The sequence below is a fragment of the Clostridium sp. AM34-11AC genome (assembly GCF_003435375.1).
In the GTDB taxonomy this organism is placed as follows: Bacteria; Bacillota; Clostridia; order Lachnospirales; family Lachnospiraceae; genus Pilosibacter; species Pilosibacter fragilis.
In genome coordinates this window covers 86,450-112,529 of record NZ_QWGL01000006.1, presented here as the reverse complement: position 1 = coordinate 112,529, position 26,080 = coordinate 86,450, and the positions used below count along the sequence as shown (strand labels likewise).

Annotated in this window: 23 protein-coding genes; all 23 read left to right on the top strand. The window is 51.0% G+C overall.

The window, feature by feature from the left end; all coding sequences use genetic code 11:
• Positions 1–188 precede the first annotated feature (188 nt).
• The 23 genes from DW826_RS06245 to mutS all read left to right on the top strand — a co-directional run bounded on the left by DW826_RS06245 (position 189) and on the right by mutS (position 26,077).
• A complete protein-coding gene (locus DW826_RS06245) occupies positions 189–839 on the top strand; it encodes a bifunctional 4-hydroxy-2-oxoglutarate aldolase/2-dehydro-3-deoxy-phosphogluconate aldolase (protein ID WP_117552310.1) in 651 nt (216 codons plus the stop codon).
• A gap of 23 nt (positions 840–862) precedes the next feature.
• Positions 863–1,873: a 2-dehydro-3-deoxygalactonokinase gene (locus DW826_RS06240; RefSeq protein WP_117552309.1), complete on the top strand. Its 1,011-nt coding sequence runs from the start codon at positions 863–865 to the stop codon at positions 1,871–1,873.
• A 192-nt stretch (positions 1,874–2,065) separates the two neighbouring features.
• Positions 2,066–3,124 carry a tripartite tricarboxylate transporter substrate binding protein gene (locus DW826_RS06235; RefSeq protein ID WP_015554302.1) on the top strand — a complete coding sequence of 353 codons (1,059 nt, stop codon included), beginning with the start codon at positions 2,066–2,068 and terminating at the stop codon, positions 3,122–3,124.
• A 115-nt stretch (positions 3,125–3,239) separates the two neighbouring features.
• Positions 3,240–3,704: a tripartite tricarboxylate transporter TctB family protein gene (locus DW826_RS06230; RefSeq protein ID WP_015554303.1), complete on the top strand. Its 465-nt coding sequence runs from the start codon at positions 3,240–3,242 to the stop codon at positions 3,702–3,704.
• A gap of 12 nt (positions 3,705–3,716) precedes the next feature.
• Complete coding sequence (locus DW826_RS06225; protein WP_117483176.1) at positions 3,717–5,189, top strand: tripartite tricarboxylate transporter permease; 1,473 nt, start codon at positions 3,717–3,719, stop codon at positions 5,187–5,189.
• Positions 5,190–5,451: 262 nt separating this feature from the next.
• Positions 5,452–6,519 carry a tripartite tricarboxylate transporter substrate binding protein gene (locus DW826_RS06220; RefSeq protein WP_015554305.1) on the top strand — a complete coding sequence of 356 codons (1,068 nt, stop codon included), beginning with the start codon at positions 5,452–5,454 and terminating at the stop codon, positions 6,517–6,519.
• Positions 6,520–6,627: 108 nt separating this feature from the next.
• Positions 6,628–7,092 (top strand): tripartite tricarboxylate transporter TctB family protein, encoded by a 465-nt coding sequence (locus DW826_RS06215; protein ID WP_015554306.1) that lies wholly within the window; start codon positions 6,628–6,630, stop codon positions 7,090–7,092.
• 16 nt (positions 7,093–7,108) lie between these two features.
• Entirely contained in the window at positions 7,109–8,581 is a 1,473-nt protein-coding gene (locus tag DW826_RS06210; protein ID WP_015554307.1) for a tripartite tricarboxylate transporter permease, read from the top strand.
• A gap of 189 nt (positions 8,582–8,770) precedes the next feature.
• The gene (locus tag DW826_RS06205) at positions 8,771–9,043 is read left to right on the top strand and encodes a YabP/YqfC family sporulation protein (protein WP_117483175.1); all 273 of its coding nucleotides are present in this window, start codon (positions 8,771–8,773) and stop codon (positions 9,041–9,043) included.
• Complete coding sequence (locus DW826_RS06200) at positions 9,036–10,361, top strand: sporulation protein YqfD (RefSeq protein ID WP_117483174.1); 1,326 nt, start codon at positions 9,036–9,038, stop codon at positions 10,359–10,361. The genes DW826_RS06205 and DW826_RS06200 overlap by 8 nt, the downstream gene beginning before the upstream one ends.
• Complete coding sequence (locus tag DW826_RS06195; RefSeq protein WP_117483173.1) at positions 10,348–11,370, top strand: PhoH family protein; 1,023 nt, start codon at positions 10,348–10,350, stop codon at positions 11,368–11,370. Before DW826_RS06200 ends, DW826_RS06195 begins: the two co-directional genes overlap by 14 nt.
• Positions 11,367–11,864 (top strand): rRNA maturation RNase YbeY, encoded by a 498-nt coding sequence (gene ybeY, locus DW826_RS06190; RefSeq protein ID WP_015554310.1) that lies wholly within the window; start codon positions 11,367–11,369, stop codon positions 11,862–11,864. Before DW826_RS06195 ends, ybeY begins: the two co-directional genes overlap by 4 nt.
• Complete coding sequence (locus DW826_RS06185) at positions 11,861–12,991, top strand: DUF3048 domain-containing protein (RefSeq protein ID WP_117483172.1); 1,131 nt, start codon at positions 11,861–11,863, stop codon at positions 12,989–12,991. The genes ybeY and DW826_RS06185 overlap by 4 nt, the downstream gene beginning before the upstream one ends.
• Entirely contained in the window at positions 12,981–14,645 is a 1,665-nt protein-coding gene (locus tag DW826_RS06180; protein ID WP_117483171.1) for a polysaccharide biosynthesis protein, read from the top strand. Before DW826_RS06185 ends, DW826_RS06180 begins: the two co-directional genes overlap by 11 nt.
• A gap of 122 nt (positions 14,646–14,767) precedes the next feature.
• Positions 14,768–15,178 (top strand): hypothetical protein, encoded by a 411-nt coding sequence (locus tag DW826_RS06175; RefSeq protein ID WP_015554313.1) that lies wholly within the window; start codon positions 14,768–14,770, stop codon positions 15,176–15,178.
• Between the two features lie 331 nt (positions 15,179–15,509).
• Positions 15,510–16,946: an NAD(P)/FAD-dependent oxidoreductase gene (locus DW826_RS06170; protein WP_117483170.1), complete on the top strand. Its 1,437-nt coding sequence runs from the start codon at positions 15,510–15,512 to the stop codon at positions 16,944–16,946.
• On the top strand, positions 16,858–18,465 hold the full coding sequence (locus DW826_RS06165) for an FAD-dependent oxidoreductase (protein WP_117483169.1): 1,608 nt from the start codon (positions 16,858–16,860) through the stop codon (positions 18,463–18,465). Before DW826_RS06170 ends, DW826_RS06165 begins: the two co-directional genes overlap by 89 nt.
• Before the next feature lie 66 nt (positions 18,466–18,531).
• On the top strand, positions 18,532–19,377 hold the full coding sequence (gene proB, locus DW826_RS06160; protein WP_015554316.1) for a glutamate 5-kinase: 846 nt from the start codon (positions 18,532–18,534) through the stop codon (positions 19,375–19,377).
• A gap of 42 nt (positions 19,378–19,419) precedes the next feature.
• Positions 19,420–19,647 carry a DUF896 domain-containing protein gene (locus tag DW826_RS06155; protein ID WP_015554317.1) on the top strand — a complete coding sequence of 76 codons (228 nt, stop codon included), beginning with the start codon at positions 19,420–19,422 and terminating at the stop codon, positions 19,645–19,647.
• Positions 19,625–20,260: a 5-formyltetrahydrofolate cyclo-ligase gene (locus DW826_RS06150; protein ID WP_117483168.1), complete on the top strand. Its 636-nt coding sequence runs from the start codon at positions 19,625–19,627 to the stop codon at positions 20,258–20,260. The genes DW826_RS06155 and DW826_RS06150 overlap by 23 nt, the downstream gene beginning before the upstream one ends.
• An 85-nt stretch (positions 20,261–20,345) precedes the next feature.
• Positions 20,346–21,587, top strand: a complete 1,242-nt coding sequence (locus DW826_RS06145) for a glutamate-5-semialdehyde dehydrogenase (protein ID WP_021904356.1) — start codon at positions 20,346–20,348, stop codon at positions 21,585–21,587.
• A gap of 334 nt (positions 21,588–21,921) precedes the next feature.
• The gene (gene miaB, locus DW826_RS06140; RefSeq protein WP_117552308.1) at positions 21,922–23,352 is read left to right on the top strand and encodes a tRNA (N6-isopentenyl adenosine(37)-C2)-methylthiotransferase MiaB; all 1,431 of its coding nucleotides are present in this window, start codon (positions 21,922–21,924) and stop codon (positions 23,350–23,352) included.
• Positions 23,353–23,443: 91 nt separating this feature from the next.
• Positions 23,444–26,077, top strand: a complete 2,634-nt coding sequence (gene mutS, locus DW826_RS06135; protein WP_181968004.1) for a DNA mismatch repair protein MutS — start codon at positions 23,444–23,446, stop codon at positions 26,075–26,077.
• Positions 26,078–26,080: the final 3 nt, after the last annotated feature.

The following is a 26,080-nucleotide window of genomic DNA, read 5'->3' as shown; positions in this document are numbered from 1 at the left end:
AAAACCGATACGGAGCAGGGGACAAAATACGGTTGCGGGATAAAAAGAGACGTACTATACTATGGAAAGAGAGGCGGATATAGCTGCAAAAAAGGCGGCAGTCTGCGGGAAGCATTGTCAGCAGTATATGAAAATGGATATGCGTGCAGACAAGCATCAAGTGCATCAGAGGAAGGAGACAAACAAATATGGAAAAGAAAATTGAAAGTCTGATCAGGGAACATAAAATTATTGCGATCTTAAGAGGTGTACCGTCTGAAAAGATCGTTGATGTTGCAAAGGCATTATATGATGGTGGGATCCGCCTTTTAGAGATCACTTTTAACCAGAAATCCGAGACAAAGCTCATTGATACTCCGAATGCTATCCGCGCGGTCCGCGAGGCGCTGGGGGACAAGATGGTGATCGGAGCCGGAACCGTGATGTCTGTGGAGGAAGTTCGTGCGGCGAAAGAGGCAGGCGCATCCTTCGCACTTGCTCCGAATGTGGACGAGACTGTAATTAAAGAGACTGTAGCATGCGGTCTTGAGTCAATTCCGGGCGCTATGACTCCGTCTGAAATCGCTGACGCTTACCGTTGCGGCGCATCTGTTGTAAAACTTTTCCCGGCAGGAAATCTTGGTCTTTCTTACTGTAAGGCTGTCATGGCACCAATCAACAACGTTCCGATGATCGCAGTTGGCGGTGTGGATGACAAGAACCTTCCAGACTTCTTAAAAGCTGGCTTTATCGGTCTTGGAATCGGTTCCAGCCTTACAAACAAGAAGATGATCGAAGAGGGCAGATACGATGAGTTGAAGGCCTTGGCTGAGGTTTATGTAAAAGCAGCAGAGAACTAAAACAACAGGAGAGCAGTCATAAAATGAAAAACTATACGATCACGATCGACACAGGAACAACGAATACCCGTGTGTACCTGTTTAATGAGAAATATGAGGCAGTGGCATCCGCAAAATCCGAGATCGGTGTCCGCATCACCGCTATCGACGGTAATAATAACCGCTTAAAGGCAGCAATCAAGGGCTGTCTTGAGGATGTCTTAAAGCAGGCTGATATTACATATGACGATGTAAAGCAGGTCGCTGCGTCCGGAATGATCACCTCCAACGTGGGACTCACAGAGATCCCTCACGTGGTTGCCCCGGTATCTGCAGAGGACCTTGCGAAGGCGGCAAAGAGTGTTCTTATCGAGGATGTATGCCCGCTCCCGATCCTCTTTATCCCGGGAGTGAAAAACCGCGACGGAAAGCTGGATCTTACGACCTTCGAGTCGATGGATATGATGCGCGGCGAGGAGGTTGAGACCGTTGCTGTGATCGAGAGCCTTCCAAAGGGACAACCGTATCTTCTCGTTCTTCCTGGTTCCCACACGAAGTTTGTCTCCGTGGACCGCGACGGAAAGATCACTGGCTGCCTCACAACGATCACGGGAGAGCTCCTCTCCGTTATCACAAACGATACCCTGATCGCGGATGCGGTTGGACATTCCTTCGCTTCTGAGGAGACTTATGCGAAAGAGTATGTTCTCGCGGGATACGAGACTGCCAGGAAGACGGGAATCGGCCGCGCATGTTTCTCTGCAAGGATCTTAAATACCTTCGCGGAGCCGGATAAGACGAAGATCGCAAGCTATGTTCTCGGCGCTGTCTTACAGAACGATATGGAGGCCGTAAAGAACAGTAGCGCGTTAAAATGCGATGCTGATACAACGGTTGTGATCTACGGGAAGAATCCCCTGAGAGAAGCTCTCATGGACCTCTTCGCTAAGGAGAATTTCTTCAGGCATGTGACGGAATTCATCCCGAAGGACTCCGTTCCTACATCTGCCAAAGGAGCCCTGCATATTGTATCTCTGACAGAAAAAAATAAGTAAAATTACGAAAACTCAGATAGAATTCACATCAATTTTATTGATCTATCACACAACTTAACACGTTCTAAGCGCCTGACAGCTTGACGGCAAGGGCTGGTTTTCCTAAAATAGATATGTATAAAGAATCTCTAAACTTTCTGAAAACAATGGGAAGAGATTCAGAAGAAAATATCTAAAAAGGAGAGACTTGTTATGAAAAAACGAGTATTAAGCTTGGCCCTCGCCGCAGCAATGGCGGCATCCCTCACCGCATGCAGCGGTAATTCTACCACAACAGAGACAACGGCAGCTGTCGAGGAGACGAAAGCTGCTGAAAATGCAAATACAGAGAGCAAAGAGGCTGACGGTTCCGGCGTGGATGTATCCGACTGGAAGAATAAGACGGTTACATGTATCGTTCCTTACGATGCAGGCGGCGGTACCGATACAGTTATGCGTGCCTTAGCAGACGCCGCAAAGGGCTCCTTCAAGAATATTTCCGTTGAAAACCGTTCCGGCGGCGGCGGAGCGACAGGTATGCTCGCGGGTGCCAATGCCACGGCAGACGGAACTACCGTTACCATGATCACGGTAGAGCTCGCGACACTTGAGGCAATGGGGACAAACGCAGGACTTACATATTCCATGTTTAAGCCGATCATGATGGTAAACAGCGCATGCTCTGCCATCACGGTAAACGCGAAGGACGACCGTTTCAACACCATCGAGGATTTCATCAACTACGCGAAGGAGAACGAGGTCTCCATGGGCAATTCCGGTAACGGCGCGATCTGGCATCTTGCGGCAGCTGGCCTTGCAAAAGAGACAGGGGCGAAGTTCAAACATGTCGCTTACGACGGAGCAGCAGGTGCGATCACAGACCTTCTCGGTGAGCATATCGATGCGGTAGCGGTTTCCTACGCAGAGGTTGCAAACTATGTTGAATCCGGCGATTTAAAGGTTCTTGCAGTTATGAATGATAAGCGTCTTGACACGATCCCGGATGTTCCGACATGTAAAGAAGCCGGTTACAATGTAGTTCTCGGTACCTGGAGAGGTCTCGGCGTTCCGGCAGGCACACCGGATGAAGTGGTAGATCAGCTCTATCATATCTTCTCTGACGCGGCACAGTCAGACGCGTTCGTTGATTTCATGAACAAGTCCAACAATGTGATCGATATCATGGATGGACCGAGTTTTGAGGACAGAATCATTGCTGACCTTGAAACTTATAAGACTCTTGTAACTGATCTCGGATTAAAGATTCAGTAAATATCAAAAGGGGACCGCGGTATCAGCCGTGGTTCCCATCTGGAGGCTATGCCGGAGGAAGCAATTTCCGGGTGCCCGGCAGAAAACGATATTATGAAGAATCGAGGTCTCAGCTATGAGAAAAGGAAATATTATTGCGGGCATTGTCTGTGCGGCAGTTGCCCTCTATGTCATCGTGACATGTCTCAGTTATCCGAGGGCGGAAGCTTACGGTACAGGTGTTCCGGGTCCGGGACTCTGGCCGGGCATCATCGCGGCGCTTCTCCTCATCTGCTCGGTCGGTCTGATCGCCGGAACCCTGATGATGAAAAAAGAAGATCTCCCGGAGCTTCCGATGTGGACACCGGGAACAAAGCGTGTGTACATTTCCATGGCGATCCTGCTGGTTTACATGTTGGTGTTGTCCACGGTTGGATTCATCATCCCGTCTGTGATCATGCTGTTTGCGTTCTGCCAGTGGTTCCACAGAGGGGCCGTCTGGAAAAATGCGGTGATCTCCATCGCGGTGATCCTTGTGATCTACTATGTATTCAAAAATTTCCTGAACGTGCCGATCGATTTCGGTATGTTCAGCATATAGGAGGGCTGAGATATGAGTTTCTTTCTTGAAGTTGTACAGTCAGCGTTCAGCCCGATGGTCTTATTCTACATGTTCGCGGGGGTTGCGGCGGGTATCTGCATCGGAGCACTTCCGGGACTGACCGCAACAATGGGTGTAGCACTTCTTCTTCCGCTTACCTTTGGTATGGATGCTACATCCGGTATCTTAATGTTGCTTGGGATTTATGTCGGCGCGATCTACGGTGGATCTATCTCTGCGATCCTCCTTCATACGCCTGGTACACCGGCATCCGCGGCCACAGCTATTGACGGATATCAGTTCTCCAAACGCGGTGAGGCGGGGCGTGCGCTCGGTATCGCCACACTTTCCAGCTATATCGGCGGTGTTGTGAGCTGTCTCTGCCTGTGGCTCATCAGCCCGCAGCTCGCGAAGCTTGCGTTAAAGTTCAGCTCGGCTGAGTTCTTTTTACTTGCGGTATTCGGCCTTTGTATCATCGCCAACATCTCCGGTGAGAACATGGCAAAGGGCCTGATCTGCGGATTCTTAGGAATCTTAACAGCTACCGTTGGTATCGACAGCGTAACAAGCTACATTCGTTTTACAGACAACGCGAACCTTCTCTCCGGTATCCAGTACATTCCGGTCATGATCGGCCTCTTCGCGATGAGCCAGGCCTTCGAGACCATCGAGGATATCTACAGCACCGACGAGATCGATGCGACGGTGACAAGACTTCTCCCGACAAAAGAAGATATGAAGACCATGTTCCGGGTCGCTCCGGTTACCGGTCTCATCGGAACCATCATCGGTATCATCCCCGGTGCAGGTGCCGATATCGGATCCTTCGTTGGATACAACACCGCCCGCGGCATGTCCAAACATCCGGAACTGTTCGGAAAAGGAAGCCCGGAGGCCGTAGCTGCTTCTGAGGGCGGCAACAACGGTGTAACCGGTGGTGCCATGATTCCGATGCTGACACTCGGTGTTCCGGGTGATGCTGTAGCAGCTATCATGATCGGCGCGTTAACGATCCAGGGTCTTACCCCGGGACCGATGCTCTTTAAGACCAACAAGGTTCTCGTTTACACGATCTTTCTTGGAATGTTCGTGGCAAACACCATCATGGTGCTCCTCGGATTCTCCTGTATCCGCCTTTTCACAAAGGTACTTAGCGTTCCGAAGACGATCCTCACACCGGTCATCTTTATCCTCTGCGTCGTGGGAAGCTATGCGATGAGGAGCAACTTCTACGATGTAGGAACGATGTTGATTGCAGGCGTGATCGGCTGGCTCATGGGTAAAGTAAAGATCCCGACAAGCCCGGCGATTCTCGGCCTGATCTTAGGCCCGATGGCTGAGAAGAACTTCCGCACCGCGCTCTTAAAGTCCAGCGGGAATGTGGGTGTATTCTTCAATACCCCGATCTGCTGGTTCTTTCTGGCCCTGATCGCATTCACCCTCTTTGGCGCGATCCGCGGACAGTTAAAGAAAAAAGCGGAATAGCTGTTAAGAAAAAATACATAAAAATTCAGGGCACCCTGACCGGGTTTTAAATTAATTTCCAACGGTCAGGGTGTCTTTTTTGGTAAAAACCTACAAAAATTATGAAAAACCATAGGAAATCAAAAGTATCTTTTGTGAAGACTTTCCATAAAACCATTGACAAGTTGTTCACAAACGTCTACAATATGTCGTGTGAAAATTTCATAAAGAAACCTAAAAAATCGTTAAGAAAGTATTAGGAAAGAGAAAAGGAGTAGGTTTTATGAGAAAAAGAGTAGTATCGCTCGCAATGGCAGCAGCTATGGCTCTCTCCCTGACAGCTTGCGGAAGCAGCTCCAGCAAAACAGAGACAACTGCAGCAGCTACAGAGGCAGCAAAAACAGAGACAACTGCAGCAGCTGAGGGAGCAGCTACAGAGGCAGCAGCTTCTGGCGTTGACACATCCGCATGGAAGGATAAAACAGTTACATGTATCGTTCCTTACGATGCAGGCGGCGGTACCGATACAGTTATGCGTGCTTTAGCAGACGCAGCGAAGGGTTCCTTCAAAAACATCTCCGTAGAGAACCGTTCCGGCGGCGGCGGAGCAACCGGTATGCTTGCTGGCGCAAACGCTAAGGCTGATGGCACAACCGTTACCATGATCACAGTAGAGCTTGCAACTCTTGAGGCTATGGGAACAAACGCTGGTCTTACATATTCCATGTTTAAACCGATCATGATGGTAAACAGCGCATGCGCAGCTATCACAGTAAACGCGAAGGATGATCGTTTCAACACGATCGAAGACTTCATCAACTACGCAAAAGAGAACGAGGTTTCCATGGGTAACTCCGGTAACGGCGCGATCTGGCACCTTGCAGCAGCAGGTCTTGCAAAAGAGACAGGCGCTCAGTTCAAACACGTTGCTTACGATGGAGCAGCAGGTGCGATCACAGACCTTCTTGGTGAGCACATCGACGCAGTAGCAGTTTCCTACGCTGAGGTTGCTAACTACGTTGAGTCCGGCGACTTAAAGGTTCTTGCAGTTATGAACGACAAACGTCTTGATTCCATTCCGGACGTTCCGACATGCCAGGAAGCTGGTTACAATGTAGTTCTTGGTACATGGAGAGGTCTTGGTGTTCCGAAGGATACTCCGGATGAGGTTGTTGACCAGCTCTATGAGATCTTCTCTCAGGCAGCACAGTCTGACGCGTTCGTTGACTTCATGAACAAGTCCAACAACGTGATCGACGTTCTTGACGGCGCTACATTCGAGGAGCGTATCAAATCTGACCTTGAGACATACACAGCTCTGGTTACAGATCTTGGTCTGAAAGTACAGTAATGTAAACCGGCTCACCGGGGAGTGGGAAACCCACTCCCCGGTTTTGTCTGTGAGGGCTTTCCCCAGGGAGACCTCTGCGAGACAGTTGTTTTAGAATGGAGTTTCAATATGAGAAAAGGAAATATTATCGCAGGTCTGATCTGCGCAGCTTTAGCTGTTTATGTGATCGTTACCTGTCTTGGCTACCCGAGAGCAGAAGCTTACGGTACAGGCGTTCCGGGTCCGGGACTCTGGCCGGGGATCATCGCAGCCCTTCTTCTGATCTGCTCCGTAGGCCTTATCGTCGTTACCTTGATGATGAAGAAAGACCAGTTCCCGGAGCTTCCGATGTGGACACCGGGTACAAAACGTGTATACATTTCCATGGCGATCCTGCTTGTATACATGCTGGTATTATCTACACTTGGATTTATCATTCCGTCAGTGATCATGCTGTTCGCGTTCTGCCAGTGGTTTCATAAAGGCGCTTTCTGGAAAAACGCACTGATCTCCGTGATCGTGGTCCTGGCAATTTACTTTATTTTCAAGAACTTCCTGAATGTGCCGATCGACTTCGGTATGTTCAGCATTTAAAGAAAGGGGTAGCAGAATGAGTTTCTTTTTAGAAGTATTTCAGAGCGCGTTCAGCCCCATGGTACTGTTCTACATGATCGCAGGTGTAGCAGCCGGAATCTGTATCGGAGCACTGCCGGGACTTACCGCAACTATGGGTGTAGCCCTTCTTCTGCCGCTTACATTCGGTATGGATGCCACAGCAGGTATCCTCATGTTACTTGGAATTTACGTGGGAGCAATCTATGGCGGATCTATTTCCGCGATCCTTTTACATACACCGGGTACACCGGCCTCTGCTGCAACCGCTATTGATGGATATCAGTTCTCCAAGCGCGGTGAGGCAGGACGTGCACTCGGTATCGCAACACTTTCCAGTTATGTGGGCGGTGTTGTCAGCGTTCTCTGCTTATGGCTCATCAGCCCGCAGCTTGCGAAGCTTGCATTAAAGTTCAGCTCTGCTGAGTTCTTCTTACTCGCGGTATTCGGACTCTGTATCATTGCCAACATCTCCGGCGAGAACATGGCAAAGGGCTTGATCTGCGGATTCTTAGGAATCTTAACAGCTACTGTCGGTATCGACAGCGTAACAAGCTACATCCGTTTCACAGACAACGCAAACCTTCTCTCCGGTATCCAGTACATTCCGGTTATGATCGGTCTGTTCGCGATGAGCCAGGCTTTCGAGACCATTGAGGATATCTACAGCACGGATGAGATCGATGCGAGCGTAACAAGACTTCTTCCGACAAAGGAGGATGTGAAGACGATCCTTCGTGTTGCTCCGGTTACGGGCCTCATCGGAACCATGATCGGTATCATCCCTGGTGCCGGTGCCGATATCGGATCCTTCGTTGGATACAACACTGCCCGCGGCATGTCCAAACATCCGGAACAGTTCGGTAAAGGAAGCCCGGAGGCAGTAGCTGCTTCTGAGGGTGGTAACAACGGTGTAACCGGTGGTGCCATGATCCCGATGCTGACACTCGGTGTTCCGGGTGATGCCGTAGCAGCCATCATGATCGGTGCGTTGACGATCCAGGGTCTTACCCCGGGACCGATGCTCTTTAAGACAAACAAGGTCCTCGTTTACACGATCTTCCTTGGAATGTTTGTGGCAAACACCATCATGGTACTCCTCGGATTCTCCTGCATCCGCCTTTTCACAAAGGTATTAAGCGTTCCGAAGACGATCCTTACACCGGTCATTTTCATCCTCTGCGTCGTAGGAAGCTACGCGATGAGAAGCAACTTCTACGATGTAGGAACGATGTTAATTGCAGGCGTGATCGGCTGGCTTATGGGTAAAGTGAAGATCCCGACAAGCCCGGCGATCCTCGGCCTGATCTTAGGACCGATGGCTGAGAAGAACTTCCGTACCGCACTGTTAAAGTCCAGTGGTAACCCGGTCGTATTCTTCAACACCCCGATCTGCTGGTTCTTTCTTGCCCTGATCGCGTTCACACTGTTTGGTGCGATCCGCGGACAGTTAAAGAAGAAAACAAATTAAAAATTGTGAATTTTTAAGCCGCGTCTGCTCTCCGGTTTTATGCCGGGGAGAGGGGCGGCTTTTGTAATAGAAAATTTTGAGGAATTTCCTGTATATGGCGAAAGGATGCCGGTTGACAGAAGGCAGGAAAGAATAATGGAAAGACATGGCGCATAAGATTTTGCAAGGCATAATTCGGCGGAGTAAGACATGAGAGGGCAGAAAAACGATGATGTTACCCGGACGGACTCCGCCGGGGTGTTTGCGGACGCATTGGGCGGGGAGACGCTTTTGACGCTCATCGGGACACGGGCGGTACATATTGAAAATTACAGGAGCATTCTTGTATACACGGATTCAGAGATCCGGATCCAGTGCAGGCACTATATTCTTTCTGTCTCCGGGAAAAAGTTAAAGATCTGCTATTACGATAAAGATGAGATGAAAATATCCGGCCGCCTGGAGGTGATCCGGTTTGAATAGATTTGAAAAATTGTGGGAGGGAAGCGTGAAAGTCCGGATCGATGGGAGAGGGATGGAGCGCTTTTTTAATATCGCGGCGCAGAGAGGGATCGTGATCGAAAAAATCGAGACAAAAGAGATCCCTGCTGCGGAATATGACGGCAATCGGCATGATCGATATGATAACCATGTTGAAAAGAAAGAATTGGAAAAAGAGGACAAGAAACAGGGGAAAACTGTCTGCTTCGAGATATCACCGAGAAACTTTAAACGTCTGAAGCCGATCGCCCGGAAAACAGATGTCCGTCTGCGGATCACGGAAAAGCACGGTTTTCCATTCTGGCTGATCCTGGGCCGCCGCAGAAGTCTCTGGGCCGGAGGTCTGGCAGCCTTTTTTCTGCTGATCTATCTTTCATCTTTTTATGTGTGGGACATTTCCTTTGATGGAAATCATCGTTTTACGGATGAGATGCTGCTGCATTTCATGGACACGATTCCGGTGCAGTGTGGGATGAGAAAAAAAGAGATTTCCTGTGGGGATCTGGAAAAACAGATCCGGAACGCGTTCCCGGAGATCGGCTGGGTATCCGCAGAACTGACCGGCACAAGGCTTACAGTCCATGTGCGGGAAAATGACGGGATCCTGAAGGCGGAGACCGGATCAGATGCGCCCTGTGAGCTCACAGCAGGATCAGATGGCACCGTGACAAAGATCATCGTCCGGAACGGGATTGTCAGGGTGAAAGCCGGGGACGAGGTGAAAACCGGGGATGTCCTGGTCTCGGGGAAGCTTCCGATCTACGATGATTCCGAGACACTTGTGAAGACAAACTTAGTCCATGCGGATGCGGAAGTCTACGCAGAAACAACGAGAACGGTTACATGGAAGATCCCGGTTGTGGAGGAGATCCGCGCGGGAACAGGAAAGAAACGCAAGGGCGTGTTCTTTAAATTCCTGGATACGGAATTCTGTTTCCTGATGCCGGACCTAAAAAAAGAAAGCAGCTGGGAACTTTTCATGGAAGAATCCCAGCTCAGATTTTCGAAAAATTTTTACCTTCCGGTCTACGGCGGGATCCTTGCTGCCAGGGAATATATTCCCTACGAAAAAGTCCTCACAAAATCAGAAGTTTCGGATTCTGCTGACCGGTATTTGAACGAATATATGCAAAATCTCACCGAAAAAGGTATACAAATCCTTGGTAGTGATGTTAAAATAGAGAGAAGTGAATCACACTGGAAGATTCATGGAACACTGACGGTGGTGGAGGACATCGCGAAAGAATCCCCCATGCCGGAAGATCAGGAGGAGATTCAGACAGTAGATGAGCATCATTGAGACAATCATAGACATTCCGGCAGAACATGAGCGGAAGGTCTGCGGACAGTTTGACAGTTATCTGAAAAAAATCGAGCGGACGCTTCACGTATCCATGGTGGCGCGGGACGGGGAGATCAAGGTCATCGGACCAGATCATGCGGTAAAGCGCGCGAAGAGCGTATTTTCAACGCTTCTGGAACTCTCGAAGCGGGGCGAAGAGATCGGGGAGCAGAATGTGGATTACGCCCTGGCTCTTTCCTTTGAGGATAAGGACACGGAAATGCTTTCCCTGGACCGCGATATCATCTGTCACACCATAAATGGAAAACCGGTAAAACCGAAGACTCTTGGACAGAAGCAGTATATCGATCTGATCCGGAAAAAGATGATCGTGTTCGGCGTGGGACCTGCGGGAACCGGAAAAACGTATCTTGGCATGTCCATGGCAATCCAGGCCTTTAAGAATGGAGAGGTGGGCAGGATCATCCTGACACGTCCGGCCATCGAGGCGGGAGAGAAATTAGGCTTCCTTCCGGGCGACCTTCAGAGCAAGATCGATCCGTACCTGCGCCCACTTTACGACGCCCTCTACCAGATCATGGGCGCGGACAGCTATCTTCACAATTCAGAGAAAGGCCTGATCGAGGTGGCGCCTCTCGCCTACATGCGCGGACGTACCTTAGATAACGCCTTTATTATCCTGGATGAGGCCCAGAATACGACCCAGGCACAGATGAAGATGTTCCTTACAAGGATCGGTTTCGGTTCCAAGGTCATCATCACCGGCGACCAGTCCCAGAAGGATCTGCCTGCAGGCCAGGTATCCGGCCTCGACGTGGCGCTTAAGGTACTGAAGAATATCGACGATATCGGAATCTGCCGGTTCTCCAACGAGGACGTGGTAAGACATCCGCTTGTCCAGAAGATCGTAAAGGCATATGATGAATATGAAGGCCGTGAGAAACCGGAGAGAAGATCTTACACGGAACATGGAAAAAGCGGCCGGGAAGGACGGGAACAGAGATGACAGTGACAGTGGAGTACGAAGCGGAGGAAAAACTGGATCTTCCGTACGAAGAGATCATTAAAAACGTGATCGAGGAATCCCTGGATTATGTAGAATGCCCGTATGACGCGGAGGTGAATGTCCTCCTTACGGATAATGCCGGGATTCACCAGATCAATCTTGATATGCGCGGGATCGACAACCCGACAGACGTTCTGTCGTTCCCGATGTGCGATTTTGAGACACCGGGTGACTTTTCCCATCTTGAAGAAACACCGGAGGAATACTTTGACCCTGACACAGGGGAGTTACTTATGGGGGATATCGTAATTTCCGTGGACAAGGTGAAAGAGCAGGCAGAGAAGTACGGCCACTCCCAGACGAGAGAGCTGGCATTCTTAGTTGCGCACAGCATGCTTCATTTATCCGGCTACGACCATATGGAGGATGATGAGCGGATCCAGATGGAGGACATGCAGAGAGAAATTCTGGAACGGAGGGGTTACAGGAGATGAGAAGACGGGGCAGAGCATTTATTATTGGTATTGGAATCATGATGGCTGCGGCAGCTCTTTCCGGGTGCGGAAAGAAGGCTGAAGAAGCAGCTGTGACAACGGAGGCGCCTACAGTGATGCCGGAAGAGACGAAGACCATCGTTCTTGAGACAGAACCGACGACGGAGGCGGAGACGGAGCCGGAAGGCCCGGAAGAGCGCAAAGAGGTCGACGGAAAGATCCAGAGTTACCTGACCGGTGAGATGGTGGATGTGGCGAAAGCTAACAGACGCCCTGTTGCGGTCATGATGAGCAATGATAAAGCATCTCTGCCCCAGTACGGCATCAACCGGGCAGATGTTGTCTACGAGGCGCCGGTGGAGGGCGATATGAACCGCTACATGGCGATCTTCGAGGACTATGATGATATCGAGCGGATCGGTTCCGTCAGAAGCTGCCGTACCTATTATACATATTTCGCAAGAGAGTACGATGCGATCTATGCCCACTACGGACAGAGCACCTTCGCAGTTCCGTATCTGAAAAGTGTGGACAACATCAACGGTGTCGATGGCACAGGCGGAAACGCGTTCTACCGCACAAAGGACAAGAAGGCGCCGCATAATGCCTATACAAGCGGCGCGAAATTAAATAAGACCATCGGCCAGCTGGGCTACCGCACTTCCTACAGCGATACCTACACGGGACATTTCCAGTTCTCGAAGAATGCGTATGTCCCGGCGGAATCCGACGCGAAGGACGCGTACAAGTTCTACCCGTCCTACACGATGAATAATCCGTGGTTTGAGTACAATGAGGGAGACGGAAAATATTACCGGTTCCAGTACGGCGGAAAGCACAACGGAGACGGCGGCCAGATCGCTGTCAGGAACGTGATCTTCCAGTACGTGGAGTGGGGACATTACGCCAGCACCGATTACCTCAATATCAACGTTCACAAGGGCGGTGCGGGTTATGTGTTTACAGGCGGAAAGTGCGTTCCTGTGTCCTGGAAGAAGGACGGGGACTTCGGACCGACCCGCTACTATGACTCTGAAGGAAAGGAAGTTATGCTTAACAAAGGAAAGACCTGGATCTGCATTGTAGGGGCGGACAGGTACAGTAAAGCTGAGATTTATGGAAAGTAACAGACAGAAAAAGAGGAAGGAATCCAATTTCGTCGTCCAGGGAAGTATCCTTGCAGTGGCATCCATCGTCGTGAGGATCATCGGAATCGCTTACCGTATTCCGATGATCAACATCATCGGCGATGAAGGAATGGGATATTACGGAACAGCATTTAATGTATACAATATTGCACTGCTTCTCTCATCCTACAGCCTGCCGCTCGCTGTGTCGAAAATGGTTTCCGCGAGACTTGCGGGAAAGCAGTACCGGAACGCAGCGAGAATCTTACGCGCGGCGCTCTGTTATGCCACCATCGTGGGTGCCTTTGCGGCTGCGGTGATCTGGTTCGGTGCTGATTTCTTCGCGAAAGACGTATTTTTTATGCCCTATGCGGCATTCGCGCTAAGGACATTAGCCCCGACGGTATGGATCATGGCCTATCTCGGCGTGTTCCGCGGATATTTCCAGGGACAGGGCACTATGGTGCCCACCGCCTTTTCCCAGGTCTTTGAGCAGATCGTAAACGCCATCGTCAGCGTTGCGGCGGGAAGCTTCCTCTTTAACGAGGCGTTAAAGACAGAAGTGTTAAAGAATCAGACGGGAGACGGATATTCCAACGCCTGGGGCGCTGCAGGCGGTACCATCGGTACAGGTGCGGGCGCATTTACCGCATTGATCTTTCTGCTGTTTTTATTTGCAGCCTGCGCGAAGATGAGAAAGCGCCGGATCAGAAGAGACCAGACGGAGGTTCTGGAGAGCTATGGGGACATCACAAGAGTCCTGTTCTTCACGGTAGTCCCGGTCATCTTGAGCTCCGCGATCTACAACTTAAACAGTGTGCTGGACAACGGGATCCTCGCGTACAATTTTAAGACTCTCGGACAGGGGGATGAGTTTGCCTCCATTTGGGGTGTGTATACAGGAAAATACCATCTGCTGATCAACGTGCCGATGGCGATCTCAAATGCCCTTTCTTCCTCTCTGATCCCGTCCGTATCAAGGGCGGTGGCTATGGGAGATAAGAAACTTGTGAGAGAGCGCGTGGCATCCGCGATCCGGTTCTCCTGTATCGTTGCGATCCCGTCTACGGTGGGACTCACGGTGCTTGCGGGACCGGTAAACAACCTTTTGTTCTCCGGGGATAATTCCCTGGCGATCCGGATGACGATTTACGGTTCCCTTGCGGTGGTATTCTACTCCGTGTCCACGGTCACAAACGCGATCCTTCAGGGCATCGATAAAATGCGCCTTCCGATCTTCCACGCGGTGATCTCCCTGGTGCTTCACCTGATCGCCCTGGAGATCATGGCTCTCGGATTCCACATGGGAATCTACAGCATGGTATTCTCGAATATCCTGTTCGCGCTCTTCATGGTCTTGATGAACGCGAGATCAATCCGGAAGCTTCTCGGCTACCGGCAGGAGATGAAGAAAACGGTGATCATTCCGGTGATCGCCTCCGCGGTGATGGGAATCTTCACCTTCGGTTCCTACCAGCTCGCGCATCTCGCGGTGAAGAGCAACGCGATTTCTACGTTGTTTGCGATGATGATCGCAGTAGTTGTTTATGGCGTGCTGCTTATTAAGCTTGGGGCATTGTCCGCGGCAGAGTTAAAGACGATGCCGGGCGGAACGAAGCTCCTGAGAGTGTTCAGAAAACTGCATCTGATGTAGAGGCGGAAAGTACAGAAATAAACCGGGACAGCTGACTGTCAGTGCATGGACAAAAATTTGGTTTTTATGTGTTTAAAAATAGAAAAGAAAGCAGATAATACTTTCAAAGGAGGAATATTCCTATGAAAAAGTATGTATCCTGCTTTCTTTTCTTTTTCTTACTGACATCCGCGAGCTTGATCACATTGTTTCTCATGACGGTCGGGGAGGAAGCCCAGAGGGCGGAAGAGGTACAGATGCAGGAATCTGTGGAGGAACCGGTATTTGCGAAGGAGACAAAAGAGGAGATCCATGTGGTCTTGAATATGGAGCAGGTTGAAAATCAGACCGTGGCGGAGGATGAGGAACGGTATTTCCTTGTGGCGGAGGAAGGTTATCTCATCGTTTATGATAAAGGACAGGAGACCACAGACCTCTTCACCCATATGCCCCTGGCGGAATTCCCGGCGGAGGAGCAGGAGCGGCTGATGACGGGGATCTGGTTTCCGACAATGGCTGAAATTTTCAGTTACCTAGAGTCTTACAGCAGTTAAAATTCCGCCCGGAAAGTCAATTTGAGGTACTTTTTGCCTGAAATGGGTAAGATGCGGGACAGTTACTACTTGAAATTTTTGCGTCAGGTCGATATACTAGTATAAAAATTGTGTAATTGCCTGGCAGGTCTGCGCATTTGCTGCGCTGACCGTGAGAAAACTTGGCGGCGGAAAGCAAAAATCCTATCGGCGAAGCCGAGCTGGGATGGATTTTGCACGTAACTGTGAGGGTACTGAACAGTTACGAAATTGTTTGATACTGGGGTAGAAGACTTAAAGTCTGGAAATCGGTCTCAGATCACAGGAAAAACCGGAGACAGGGAGAAAAAGAATGACGGAGAACTTTAGAGGACGGAAAGGAATCATTATCGGCGGCGGCGCATCGGGACTTATGGCTGCGATCACGGCGGCAGAGCAGGGCGCGGCTGTTACAGTAATCGAGCACACGGCCCGTCCGGGAAAGAAGATCCTGTCCACAGGAAACGGAAAATGCAACCTGACGAACCTCTATATGGATCCGTCCTTCTACCGGAGCGATGAAAAGGGCTTTTGGGGGACTGCGATCCGAAATTTCCCGCCGAAGGCAGCAGTCGCGTTCTTTCGGAATCTCGGAGTCCTGACCATGGACCGCGGCGGATATGTCTACCCTATGTCCGGTCAGGCGCAGACGGTTCTGGATGCACTTTTAAGGGGTGCGAAAAGAGCCGGCGTTAAGATCGTCACCGGGTGCGAAGTGGAAAAGGCGGGAAGAAAAAAAGAACACTTTGAGGTCACAACGAATCTGGGAACCTTCACAGGGGATTTCCTGATCCTCGCCTGTGGATCGAAGGCAGCAAAGGCTACCGGATCCGACGGCAGCGGCTATGAGCTGGCGAAGCAGTTCGGACACCGGATCATAAAGCCTCTCCCGGCGCTCGTACAGCTCCGCTGTGAGGGAGATCTTCTCCCAAAAGCGTCCGGTGTCCGGGTGGATGCCCTTGTGAGCATCCAGACGGCGGATGGAAAGACGGCAGCAAAGGACCGCGGGGAACTGCAGATTACAGACTACGGAATCTCCGGCATTCCGGTATTTCAGGTGAGCCGGTACGCCGCAAAACTGCTGGACCAGAAAAAGAAAGTTCTGGCATCTTTAAACTTTCTGCCGGATCTTGATGAGACGAAGGTCCGGTATCTCTTGAGAGAACAGCGGGAAGTCCTTTCCGGGGAAACGGCGGAGGACTTTTTAAGCGGTATTCTTAATAAGAAATTAGCGTCGGTGCTTTTGAAGGCGGCGAAGATCCAGACGGACAAAAAAGCGGGTCTTCTGACATCGGAGGAGCTGGAACGTCTGGGTGCCACGATCCGGGAATTTAAGATCCCGGTGAAGGAGACAAATCCCTTTGAACAGGCCCAGATCTGCACCGGTGGTGTCGACACGGCAGAGATAGAAGCGGAGACCATGCAGTCGAAACGTGTTCCCGGCCTTTATATAGTCGGGGAGCTCCTGGATGTAGATGGAATCTGCGGCGGATATAATTTACAGTGGGCATGGTCCTCCGGGTACGCAGCCGGATGCCATGTGGCAGCAGGAATCGTTCCCGGGTATTTAAGAAACAGCCGTGCAGCAGGAAAAACGATGACGTTTTCCGGTGCGGAGGGAAACAGGACCCAGGGAAAACAGGAAAGGAAAAAACATACATATGATCCGGATCAATCAGCTCACACTTCCCGTGGACCACGGGGAAGAGGCCATAAAGAAAAAGGCGGCAAAGCTTCTAAAAGTCGATGAATCGGCGATCGGGGAGATCAGGATCGTCCATAGATCCATCGACGCGAGAAAGAAGCCGCAGCTGTTATTCAGCTATATTGTAGATGTGATGCTCGCGAACAGTAAAAGAGAAGGTACTGTCATAAAAAAGGCGGCGAACCAGAACATCCGGGCCGAAGGCTCCCGTCCATATGCGTACCCGGAGCACGGAACTGCGGAAATGAAAAAGCGCCCGGTGATCATCGGCGCCGGTCCTGCCGGAATGTTCGCGGCCCTGGCACTCTCCGAGAACGGCTGCGCTCCGATCCTTTTGGAGCAGGGAGATGCCGTGGAGGAGAGGACGAAAAGAGTAGAAGATTTCTGGAAGAACGGGGATGAGGCCCTGGATATCCGATCCAACGTTCAGTTCGGAGAGGGCGGAGCCGGAACATTCTCCGACGGAAAGTTAAATACACTGGTAAAGGATCCCTCGGGAAGAAACGGGAAAGTTCTCTCCACGTTTGTGGAGATGGGAGCCGATCCTTCGATCCTTTACGACCATGCCCCACATATCGGAACAGATGTGCTGCGGGGTGTGGTTAAAAATATAAGAAACCGGATCATCGCCGGCGGCGGAGAGGTGCATTTCCGGACGGAAGTCACGAAAATTCTGGAAGAGAATGGAAGAGTCACCGGCGTGATGACTGCAGATGGCGCTGTGATTGAGACCGATCATGTGATCCTGTCCGTAGGACACAGTGCGAGAGACCTGTTCGCGGAGCTTGATCGGATGAAGGTCTTTATGGAACCGAAGCCGTTCGCGGTGGGACTCCGGATCCAGCACCCCCAGGCGCAGATCAATAAGAACCAGTATGGAATGGAGGACGCCGGAAAGCTCGGAGCGGCGCCCTATAAAGTGACGGCAAAGACCACCAGTGGCCGCGGTGTGTATTCATTCTGCATGTGCCCGGGCGGAATGGTGGTGAACGCGTCCTCAGAAAAGGGACATCTCGCTGTCAATGGAATGAGCAATTTTAAGAGAGACAGCGGTATCGCGAACAGTGCCCTGATCGTGGCCATCACCCCGGCGGATTTCCCGGAAGCAGGACCTTTGGGCGGCATCGCGTTCCAGAGAAGCCTGGAAGAGCGTGCGTTCGCCCTCGGCGGAGGAAAGATCCCGATCCAGCTCTACGGCGATTTCGCCGCGAACCGACCGACGGTGGCCCTGGGAGACGTAGATCCTGTATTTTGCGGAGGTTTCTCCTTCGCAAACTTGCGGGAGCTGATGCCAGAGACCTTAAACGGAGCGTTTCTGGAAGGAATGGAACAGTTTGGAAGACGGATCAAAGGGTTTGACCGTGCCGACGCTGTCCTTGCGGGAATTGAGAGCCGTACGTCATCACCGCTCAGGATCTGCCGCGATGAGAGCCTTCAGAGCAGTTTGAAAGGGCTTTATCCATGCGGCGAGGGAGCCGGGTACGCCGGGGGGATCACATCGGCGGCCATGGACGGCTTGAAGGTTGCGGAAGAGATCATAAAGCGATATGCGGCGGCTGAGTAGTCAAACGTAAACAGTCAGCAGTGCGTTAAATAGCACTGAGGATTCCGCTGAAAGGAGACTTTTCATATGACAGAGAGAGAATTATTAAAAGATAAAAAGAGAATCGTGATCAAGATCGGATCTTCTTCACTGACACACGCGGAGACAGGCGATCTGAACCTTGCAAAGATCGAGAAGCTTGTCCGCATCATCAGTGACATGAGAGGCATGGGAAAAGAAGTGATCCTTGTTTCCTCCGGTGCCATCGCCACAGGACGCCAGACTCTCGGCGGAAAGAAACCGGAGACGGTTGCCGAGAAACAGGCATACGCAGCTGTGGGCCAGGCACGTCTCATGATGGTGTACCAGAAGCTTTTCTCCGAGTACAACCAGACTGCGGCACAGATCCTGATCACAAAGGCGACGATCCTGGATGATACCTCCCGCACGAACGCGAAGAACACGTTCAATGAACTTTTAAAGCTCGGAACGGTGCCGATCGTAAATGAGAACGATACCGTATCTACATATGAAATTAAATTCGGTGATAACGACAGACTGTCTGCCATCGTTGCAGCCCTCGTGGAAGGCGACCTGCTATTCCTTCTCTCCGATATCGACGGCCTCTACACCGACGATCCGAAGAAAAACCCGGACGCGAAGTTCATCAGCCAGGTGGATGATCTTACCGATGAATTTATGGCTATGGGTAAGGGAACCACAGGAAGTGACGTGGGAACCGGTGGAATGGCGACGAAGCTCCATGCGGCAAAGATCGCGACGGAGAGCGGAGCCGACATGGTGATCGCCAACGCGGACGATCTGGAAGTTATGTGGCGGATCTTAAAGGGCGAGGAGATCGGAACGCTCTTTAAAGCGAATAAGAGCAGTGAATTTGCGCTGTTGGATTATATCCAGAGCATTCACGCGTAATATGGGCTCTGAAAAGAAACTGAGAGGACAAGAGAAACAAATATGAAACAGGAACAGATCGACAGAATCAATGAGCTTTACCATAAATCCCAGGCCGTAGGACTTACGGACGCGGAAAAAGAGGAACAGGCAGCTTTGAGAAAACAGTATGTTGCCGATATCAAGGCGAGCCTCAGAGGCCATTTAAACAATATCTCCATCGTTGAGAAGGATGGCTCCGTGACAGATCTTGGAAAGAAATACGGAAATGTTGGAAAAACAGAAAGCTGATCTTAGAAAAGAAATACGAGGCCAGTTAAGGTTACTGCCGGAAGAAGAAAAAGAGATCCTGGACCGCCAGATCGCGGAGCGGGTCCTGACTCTTCCCGCGGTCACTGATGCCGGGGCAGTTTACGGATATGCGTCTTTAAACTGGGAGACTGGGACTGCGGAGATCTTAAAAGAGCTTTGGAAGAAAAAATGCATTGTCTGCCTTCCAAGAGTCATGGGTGAGACGATGGAGTTTTTCGTGACTGACTCAGAGGATGATCTCACTGAGGGCGCGTTTCACATTATGGAGCCTAAGAACGGATGCCGGAGCGCAGAGGAGTACCATTCGGAAATAGCTTCGGAAAAGATGGACCAGGAATTTCATCAGAAATCCAGGTATATTTTTCCGACAGCACCGATCCTGGTGCCAGGCATGGGATTTACGGAAAACGGCGTCCGCCTTGGAAAAGGCGGCGGATATTATGACCGGTATCTGGAGACGCATCCCGGTCATAAGACCATTGCCCTGGCATACGAGTTCCAGATCCTTCATGAGCTCCCGGCGGAGCCGTATGACAAGAGCGTGGATATGATCGTGACAGAAAAACGGGTGATCCGGTGCAGCATTAAGTAACAATATACAGACTGATATTTTTTGGACCGAAAATACCGTATGATACATTGCATGATCAGGCTCATAAATCAGGGAGGAAACAGTCATGTTAATAGAAATCGGACAGAAAGCAAAAGAAACTTCCTATATCCTCGGAAAAATGGGGACAGACTTAAAGAACGCGGGACTTCTGGCTGCGGCCCAGGAGATCTTGGATGAAGAGGATGAGATCTTAAAAGCCAACGCGGCGGATGTCGCAAAAGCGAAAGAAAGAGGAATGGCTCCGGGACTTGTGGACCGCCTGGAGCTGAACCACAAGCGGATCGAGGGAATCGTGGAGGGCATGCGCCAGGTCGTAGGTCTCGAGGATCCGGTGGGAGAGGTGATCTCCATGAAGAGGCGCCCGAACGGACTCCTGATCGGGCAGAAACGGGTGCCCTTCGGTGTTATCGGAATCATCTACGAGGCGAGACCGAACGTTACGGCAGATGCTTTTGCGCTCTGCTTTAAGACGGGAAATGCTGTGATCCTTCGCGGCGGCAGCGACGCGCTGGAATCCAACAAAGCCATCGTCACAGCGATCAGGAATGGTTTAAAGAAGGAAGGAATCCCGGAGGATGCCATCTCCCTGATTGAGGACACAAGCCATGAGACCGCGAGAGAGTTCATGCGGATGAACGGATATCTCGATGTCCTGATCCCGAGAGGCGGGGCAGGTCTGATCCGTACCGTTGTGGAGAACAGCACGGTTCCGGTGATCGAGACGGGTACCGGAAACTGTCATATCTATGTGGATGAGAGCGCGGATTTCGATATGGCGTTAGATATCATCTTTAATGCGAAGACCCAGAGGATCGGTGTCTGCAACGCCTGCGAATCCACCTTGGTACATAGAAAGATCGCAAAGGAATTCCTGCCGCTGATGAAAAAGCGTCTCGATGAGAAAAACGTGGAGATACGCGCTGACGAGGGTGCCCGCTCCATCGTGCCGGAATTTACGGCGGCCACAGAGGAAGACTGGGGAAAAGAGTACCTGGATTATATTCTTTCCTGCAAGATCGTGGACTCCGTGGATGAGGCTATCGCCCATATCAACCGGTACAATACGGGGCATTCCGAGGCCATCGTGACAAAGGACTACGAGAACGCCCAGAAATTCTTAAATGAGGTGGATGCGGCGGCAGTTTATGTCAATGCCTCCACGAGATTTACTGACGGATTTGAGTTCGGCTTCGGCGCTGAGATCGGTATCAGCACCCAGAAGCTCCATGCGAGAGGACCGATGGGACTTCTGGCGCTGACATCCACGAAGTATATTATTTACGGGGATGGACAGATCCGCAAATAGAAATACAGGCTGTAAAGCATTCCGGCGGATTTCCGCTGACGTTGGTCATGGGCGGAGAAGTAAAAAACAACGTAACTGTTCAGTAGGTCTGCGCACTTGCTGCGCTGACCGTAAGAAAACATAGGCTGGAAGGCAAAAATCCCATCAGCGAAGCTGATCTGGAATGGATTTTTGCACGTAACTATGAAGGTACTGAATAGCTACAAAACAACAAGGTTGCATTTTCGGGGAATCTTGGGTATAATCATTCGGGACAGTTCAGCCAGGGACGTTTATGCCAAAAAGAGAACGGCTGAACATAAAGGTTTATAAAAATAGTTGGAGAAATATCAGAATGACAGATAAAAATATTATCGCAGGTGCCCCGACAGAGGAACCTGCGAGACAGCAGTACTTTATGGAACAGGTGAAGAAGCTCGTGGAGGCGGAGAGCGCGAAAAAAGGCCGTCCGCTCACCTGTTTTATCAACACCTTCGGGTGCCAGATGAATGCCAGAGACTCCGAAAAACTCCTTGGAATCTTAAAGGAAGCCGGTTATGAGGAGGGAACCGATGAGAATTCAGATTTCGTCCTCTACAATACATGCACCGTTCGTGAGAACGCGAACTTAAAGGTTTATGGCCGCCTTGGATATTTAAGCGGTGTAAAGAGAAAGAACCCGGATATGATGATCGCCCTCTGCGGCTGCATGATGCAGGAGCCGGAGGTAGTCGCAAAGATCAAGAAGAGCTACCGCCATGTGGATCTGATCTTCGGAACCCACAATATCTTCAAGCTTGCGGAGCTGCTCTACGAGCGCTTCATGGAGAAGAAGATGGTGGTCGATGTATGGGAAGGAACAAACGAGATCGTGGAGGAACTCCCGATCGAGAGAAAGTATCCGTTCAAATCTGGTGTCAACATCATGTTCGGCTGCAATAACTTCTGCAGCTACTGCATCGTGCCGTATGTGCGCGGACGCGAGAGAAGCAGGGAGCCGGAAGATATTATTAAGGAGATCGAGGGACTGGTGGCTGACGGTGTCGTGGAAGTCATGCTTCTGGGACAGAACGTCAACTCCTACGGAAAGAATCTGGAAAATCCGATCACATTTGCGGAACTCCTGAGAAGAGTGGAAAAGATCGAAGGTCTTGAGCGGATCCGTTTCATGACCTCCCACCCGAAGGATCTCTCCGATGAGCTCATCGGGACCATGAAGAACTCCAAAAAGATCTGCAGCCATTTACATCTGCCGCTTCAGTCCGGCAGCAGCGAGATCTTGAAGAGAATGAACCGCAAATACTCGAAGGAACAGTACCTCGCCCTGGTGGAGAAGCTCCGTGCGGCGATGCCGGATATTTCCCTGACCACCGATATCATCGTGGGATTCCCGGGAGAGACAGAGGAGGACTTCGAGGAGACCATGGATGTGGTGAGAAAAGTGCGTTACGACAGTGCTTTCACCTTCATCTACTCCAAACGTACCGGAACACCGGCGGCTGCTATGCCAAACCAGGTTCCGGAGGACGTGGTAAAGAACCGTTTCGACCGCCTGCTTAAGGAGGTCCAGGACATCGCGGCTGAGGTCGTAAAGCGCCACGAGGGAACAGTACAAAAAGTCCTTGTGGAGGAGATCGATACTCACGAGGCAGGCTTTGTGACAGGAAGACTTTCCAACAACACAGTCGTACATTTCGCTGGAGACGCATCTCTGATCGGAAAGATCGTTGATGTCTCCTTAGACGAGGCAAAGGGATTCTACTATATGGGATCTCTTGTAAAATAAGATGAAACACATGTGACGCCCGGAGCCGAGTGCTTCGGGCGCTGTGGGCATGTTAAGGAATAGGAGAAAAGACGTGGGACAGATTTCACCAATGATGACACATTATCTCGAAACAAAAAAACAGTATCCGGACTGTATCCTTTTTTACCGGTTGGGTGATTTCTACGAGATGTTTTTTGAGGATGCCAAGACGGTTTCAAGAGAACTGGAACTGACACTGACGGGAAAGGACTGCGGCCTGGAAGAGCGGGCACCGATGTGCGGTGTGCCATTCCACGCGGTGGAAGGTTATCTCACGAGACTTGTCCAGAAAGGCTATAAGGTCGCTATCGCGGAGCAGATGGAGGACCCGAAGCTCGCAAAGGGCCTCGTAAAGCGCGAAGTCATCCGCGTTGTGACACCGGGAACCATCACGAGCTCCCAGGCCCTGGATGAGACAAAGAACAACTACCTGATGGCGGTTGTGTATACCGGAAACAATTACGGAATTGCGACGGTCGACATTACGACCGGAGATTTTTTTGTTACAGAAGTGACGAGCGAGCGGGCACTGCTTGATGAGATCAATAAGTTCACACCGTCGGAGCTCGTGTGCAACGAGGCACTCTTTATGTCCGGGCTGGACATGGATGAGTTAAAAGAACGGTATCATTTTGCCGTGACCGCCCTGGAAAACAGGTTTTTCTCGGACGATGACTGCAGAAAGATCTTAAAAGAGCACTTCCATGTGATGAGTCTGGAAGGACTGGGCCTGGGCGACTACGAGAACGGAATGATCGCCTCCGGTGCTGTTCTTCAGTACCTCTATGAGACGCAGAAGAATGACCTGTCCCATCTGACGAAGATCACACCGTATACGACAGGTCAGTTCATGATGATCGACACCTCCACGAGACGAAATCTGGAGTTAGTTGAGACCTTAAGGGAAAAGCAGAAGCGCGGATCCCTGCTCTGGGTTCTCGATAAGACAAAGACGGCCATGGGAGCGAGACTTCTCCGTTCTTTTATTGAACAGCCGCTGATCGATAAAGAGGAGATCGAGCGCCGTCAGCAGGCCATCGAGGAACTGAACATGAACTATATTTCCAGGGAGGAGATCCGGGAATACTTAAATTCCGTCTACGACCTGGAACGCCTCATGGGCCGCATCAGTTACAAGACAGCGAACCCGAGAGACCTTCTCTCCTTTAAGAATTCCCTGGAGATGCTGCCGTATATCAAAGATATTCTCGGAGAATTCTCCTGCGAGCTCTTAAAAAAGATGAATGAGGACCTGGACCCGCTCCGGGACCTCTATGAGCTGATCGACCGCTCCATTGTCGACGAGCCGCCGATCACGGTCCGCGAGGGAAACATCATCAAGGACGGATACAGCGAGGAAGCCGACAAGTACCGGAAGGCGAAGACTGAGGGGAAGGCATGGCTGGCGGATCTTGAGACGGAGGAGAAGGAAAAGACAGGGATTAAAAATCTGAAGATCAAGTACAACAAGGTGTTCGGCTACTATTTTGAGGTGACGAACTCCTTCAAGGACTTAGTTCCGGAGTACTTTATCCGTAAACAGACGCTGACAAACGCAGAGCGGTACACCACAGACCGCCTGAAAGAGCTGGAAGACATCATCATGGGCGCGGAGGACCGCCTCTACACCTTAGAGTATGACCTGTTCTGCGACGTGCGTGATCAGATCGCGGCGGAAGTCCTGCGGATCCAGAGTACCGCGAAGGCTATTGCGGGCATTGACGTGTTCACATCCCTGTCCACGGTGTCCATGAGAAATAACTATGTGAAGCCGAAGATCAACGAAAAAGGCGTTATCAACATCAAGAACGGACGCCATCCGGTGGTTGAGAAGATGATCAAGGACAGTCTGTTTGTCGCAAACGATACATATCTGGACAATGGAAAGAACAGGATCTCCGTCATCACGGGACCGAACATGGCCGGTAAGTCCACCTATATGAGACAGACAGCCCTCATCGTCCTCATGGCACAGATCGGAAGCTTTGTCCCGGCAGACGAGGCTAACATTGGAATCTGCGACAGGATCTTTACGAGAGTCGGCGCCTCCGATGACCTGGCTTCCGGCCAGAGTACGTTTATGGTTGAGATGACAGAGGTGGCGAATATCCTGAGAAACGCCACAAAGAACAGTCTTCTTGTCCTCGATGAGATCGGCCGAGGTACGAGTACCTTCGATGGCCTGTCCATTGCCTGGGCGGTCATCGAGCACATCAGCAACCCGAAGATCCTCGGCGCGAAGACATTGTTTGCGACTCATTACCATGAGCTCACGGAACTTGAGGGAACTATAAGCGGAGTTAACAACTACTGTATCGCCGTTAAGGAACAGGGGGACGATATCGTGTTCCTCAGAAAGATTGTAAAGGGCGGAGCAGACAAGAGTTACGGAATCCAGGTAGCGAAGCTTGCGGGAGTACCGGAGCCGGTCATCGCCCGTGCGAAGGAACTCGTGGAGGAGCTTGCCAGCGCCGACATCACGGCCCAGGCAAAGGAGATCGCCCAGATGAGTGCGTCCCCGCAGCACAAGGCGGTGGCGAAGCCGGACGAGGTGGATCTCAACCAGATGTCCATCTTTGACACGGTGAAGGACGACGATATCATAAAGGAACTCGGGGATCTGGAGCTTTCCAGCATGACCCCGATCGATGCGTTGAATACGCTGTACAGACTGCAGACGAAGCTTAAGAACCGCTGGCAGTAATGA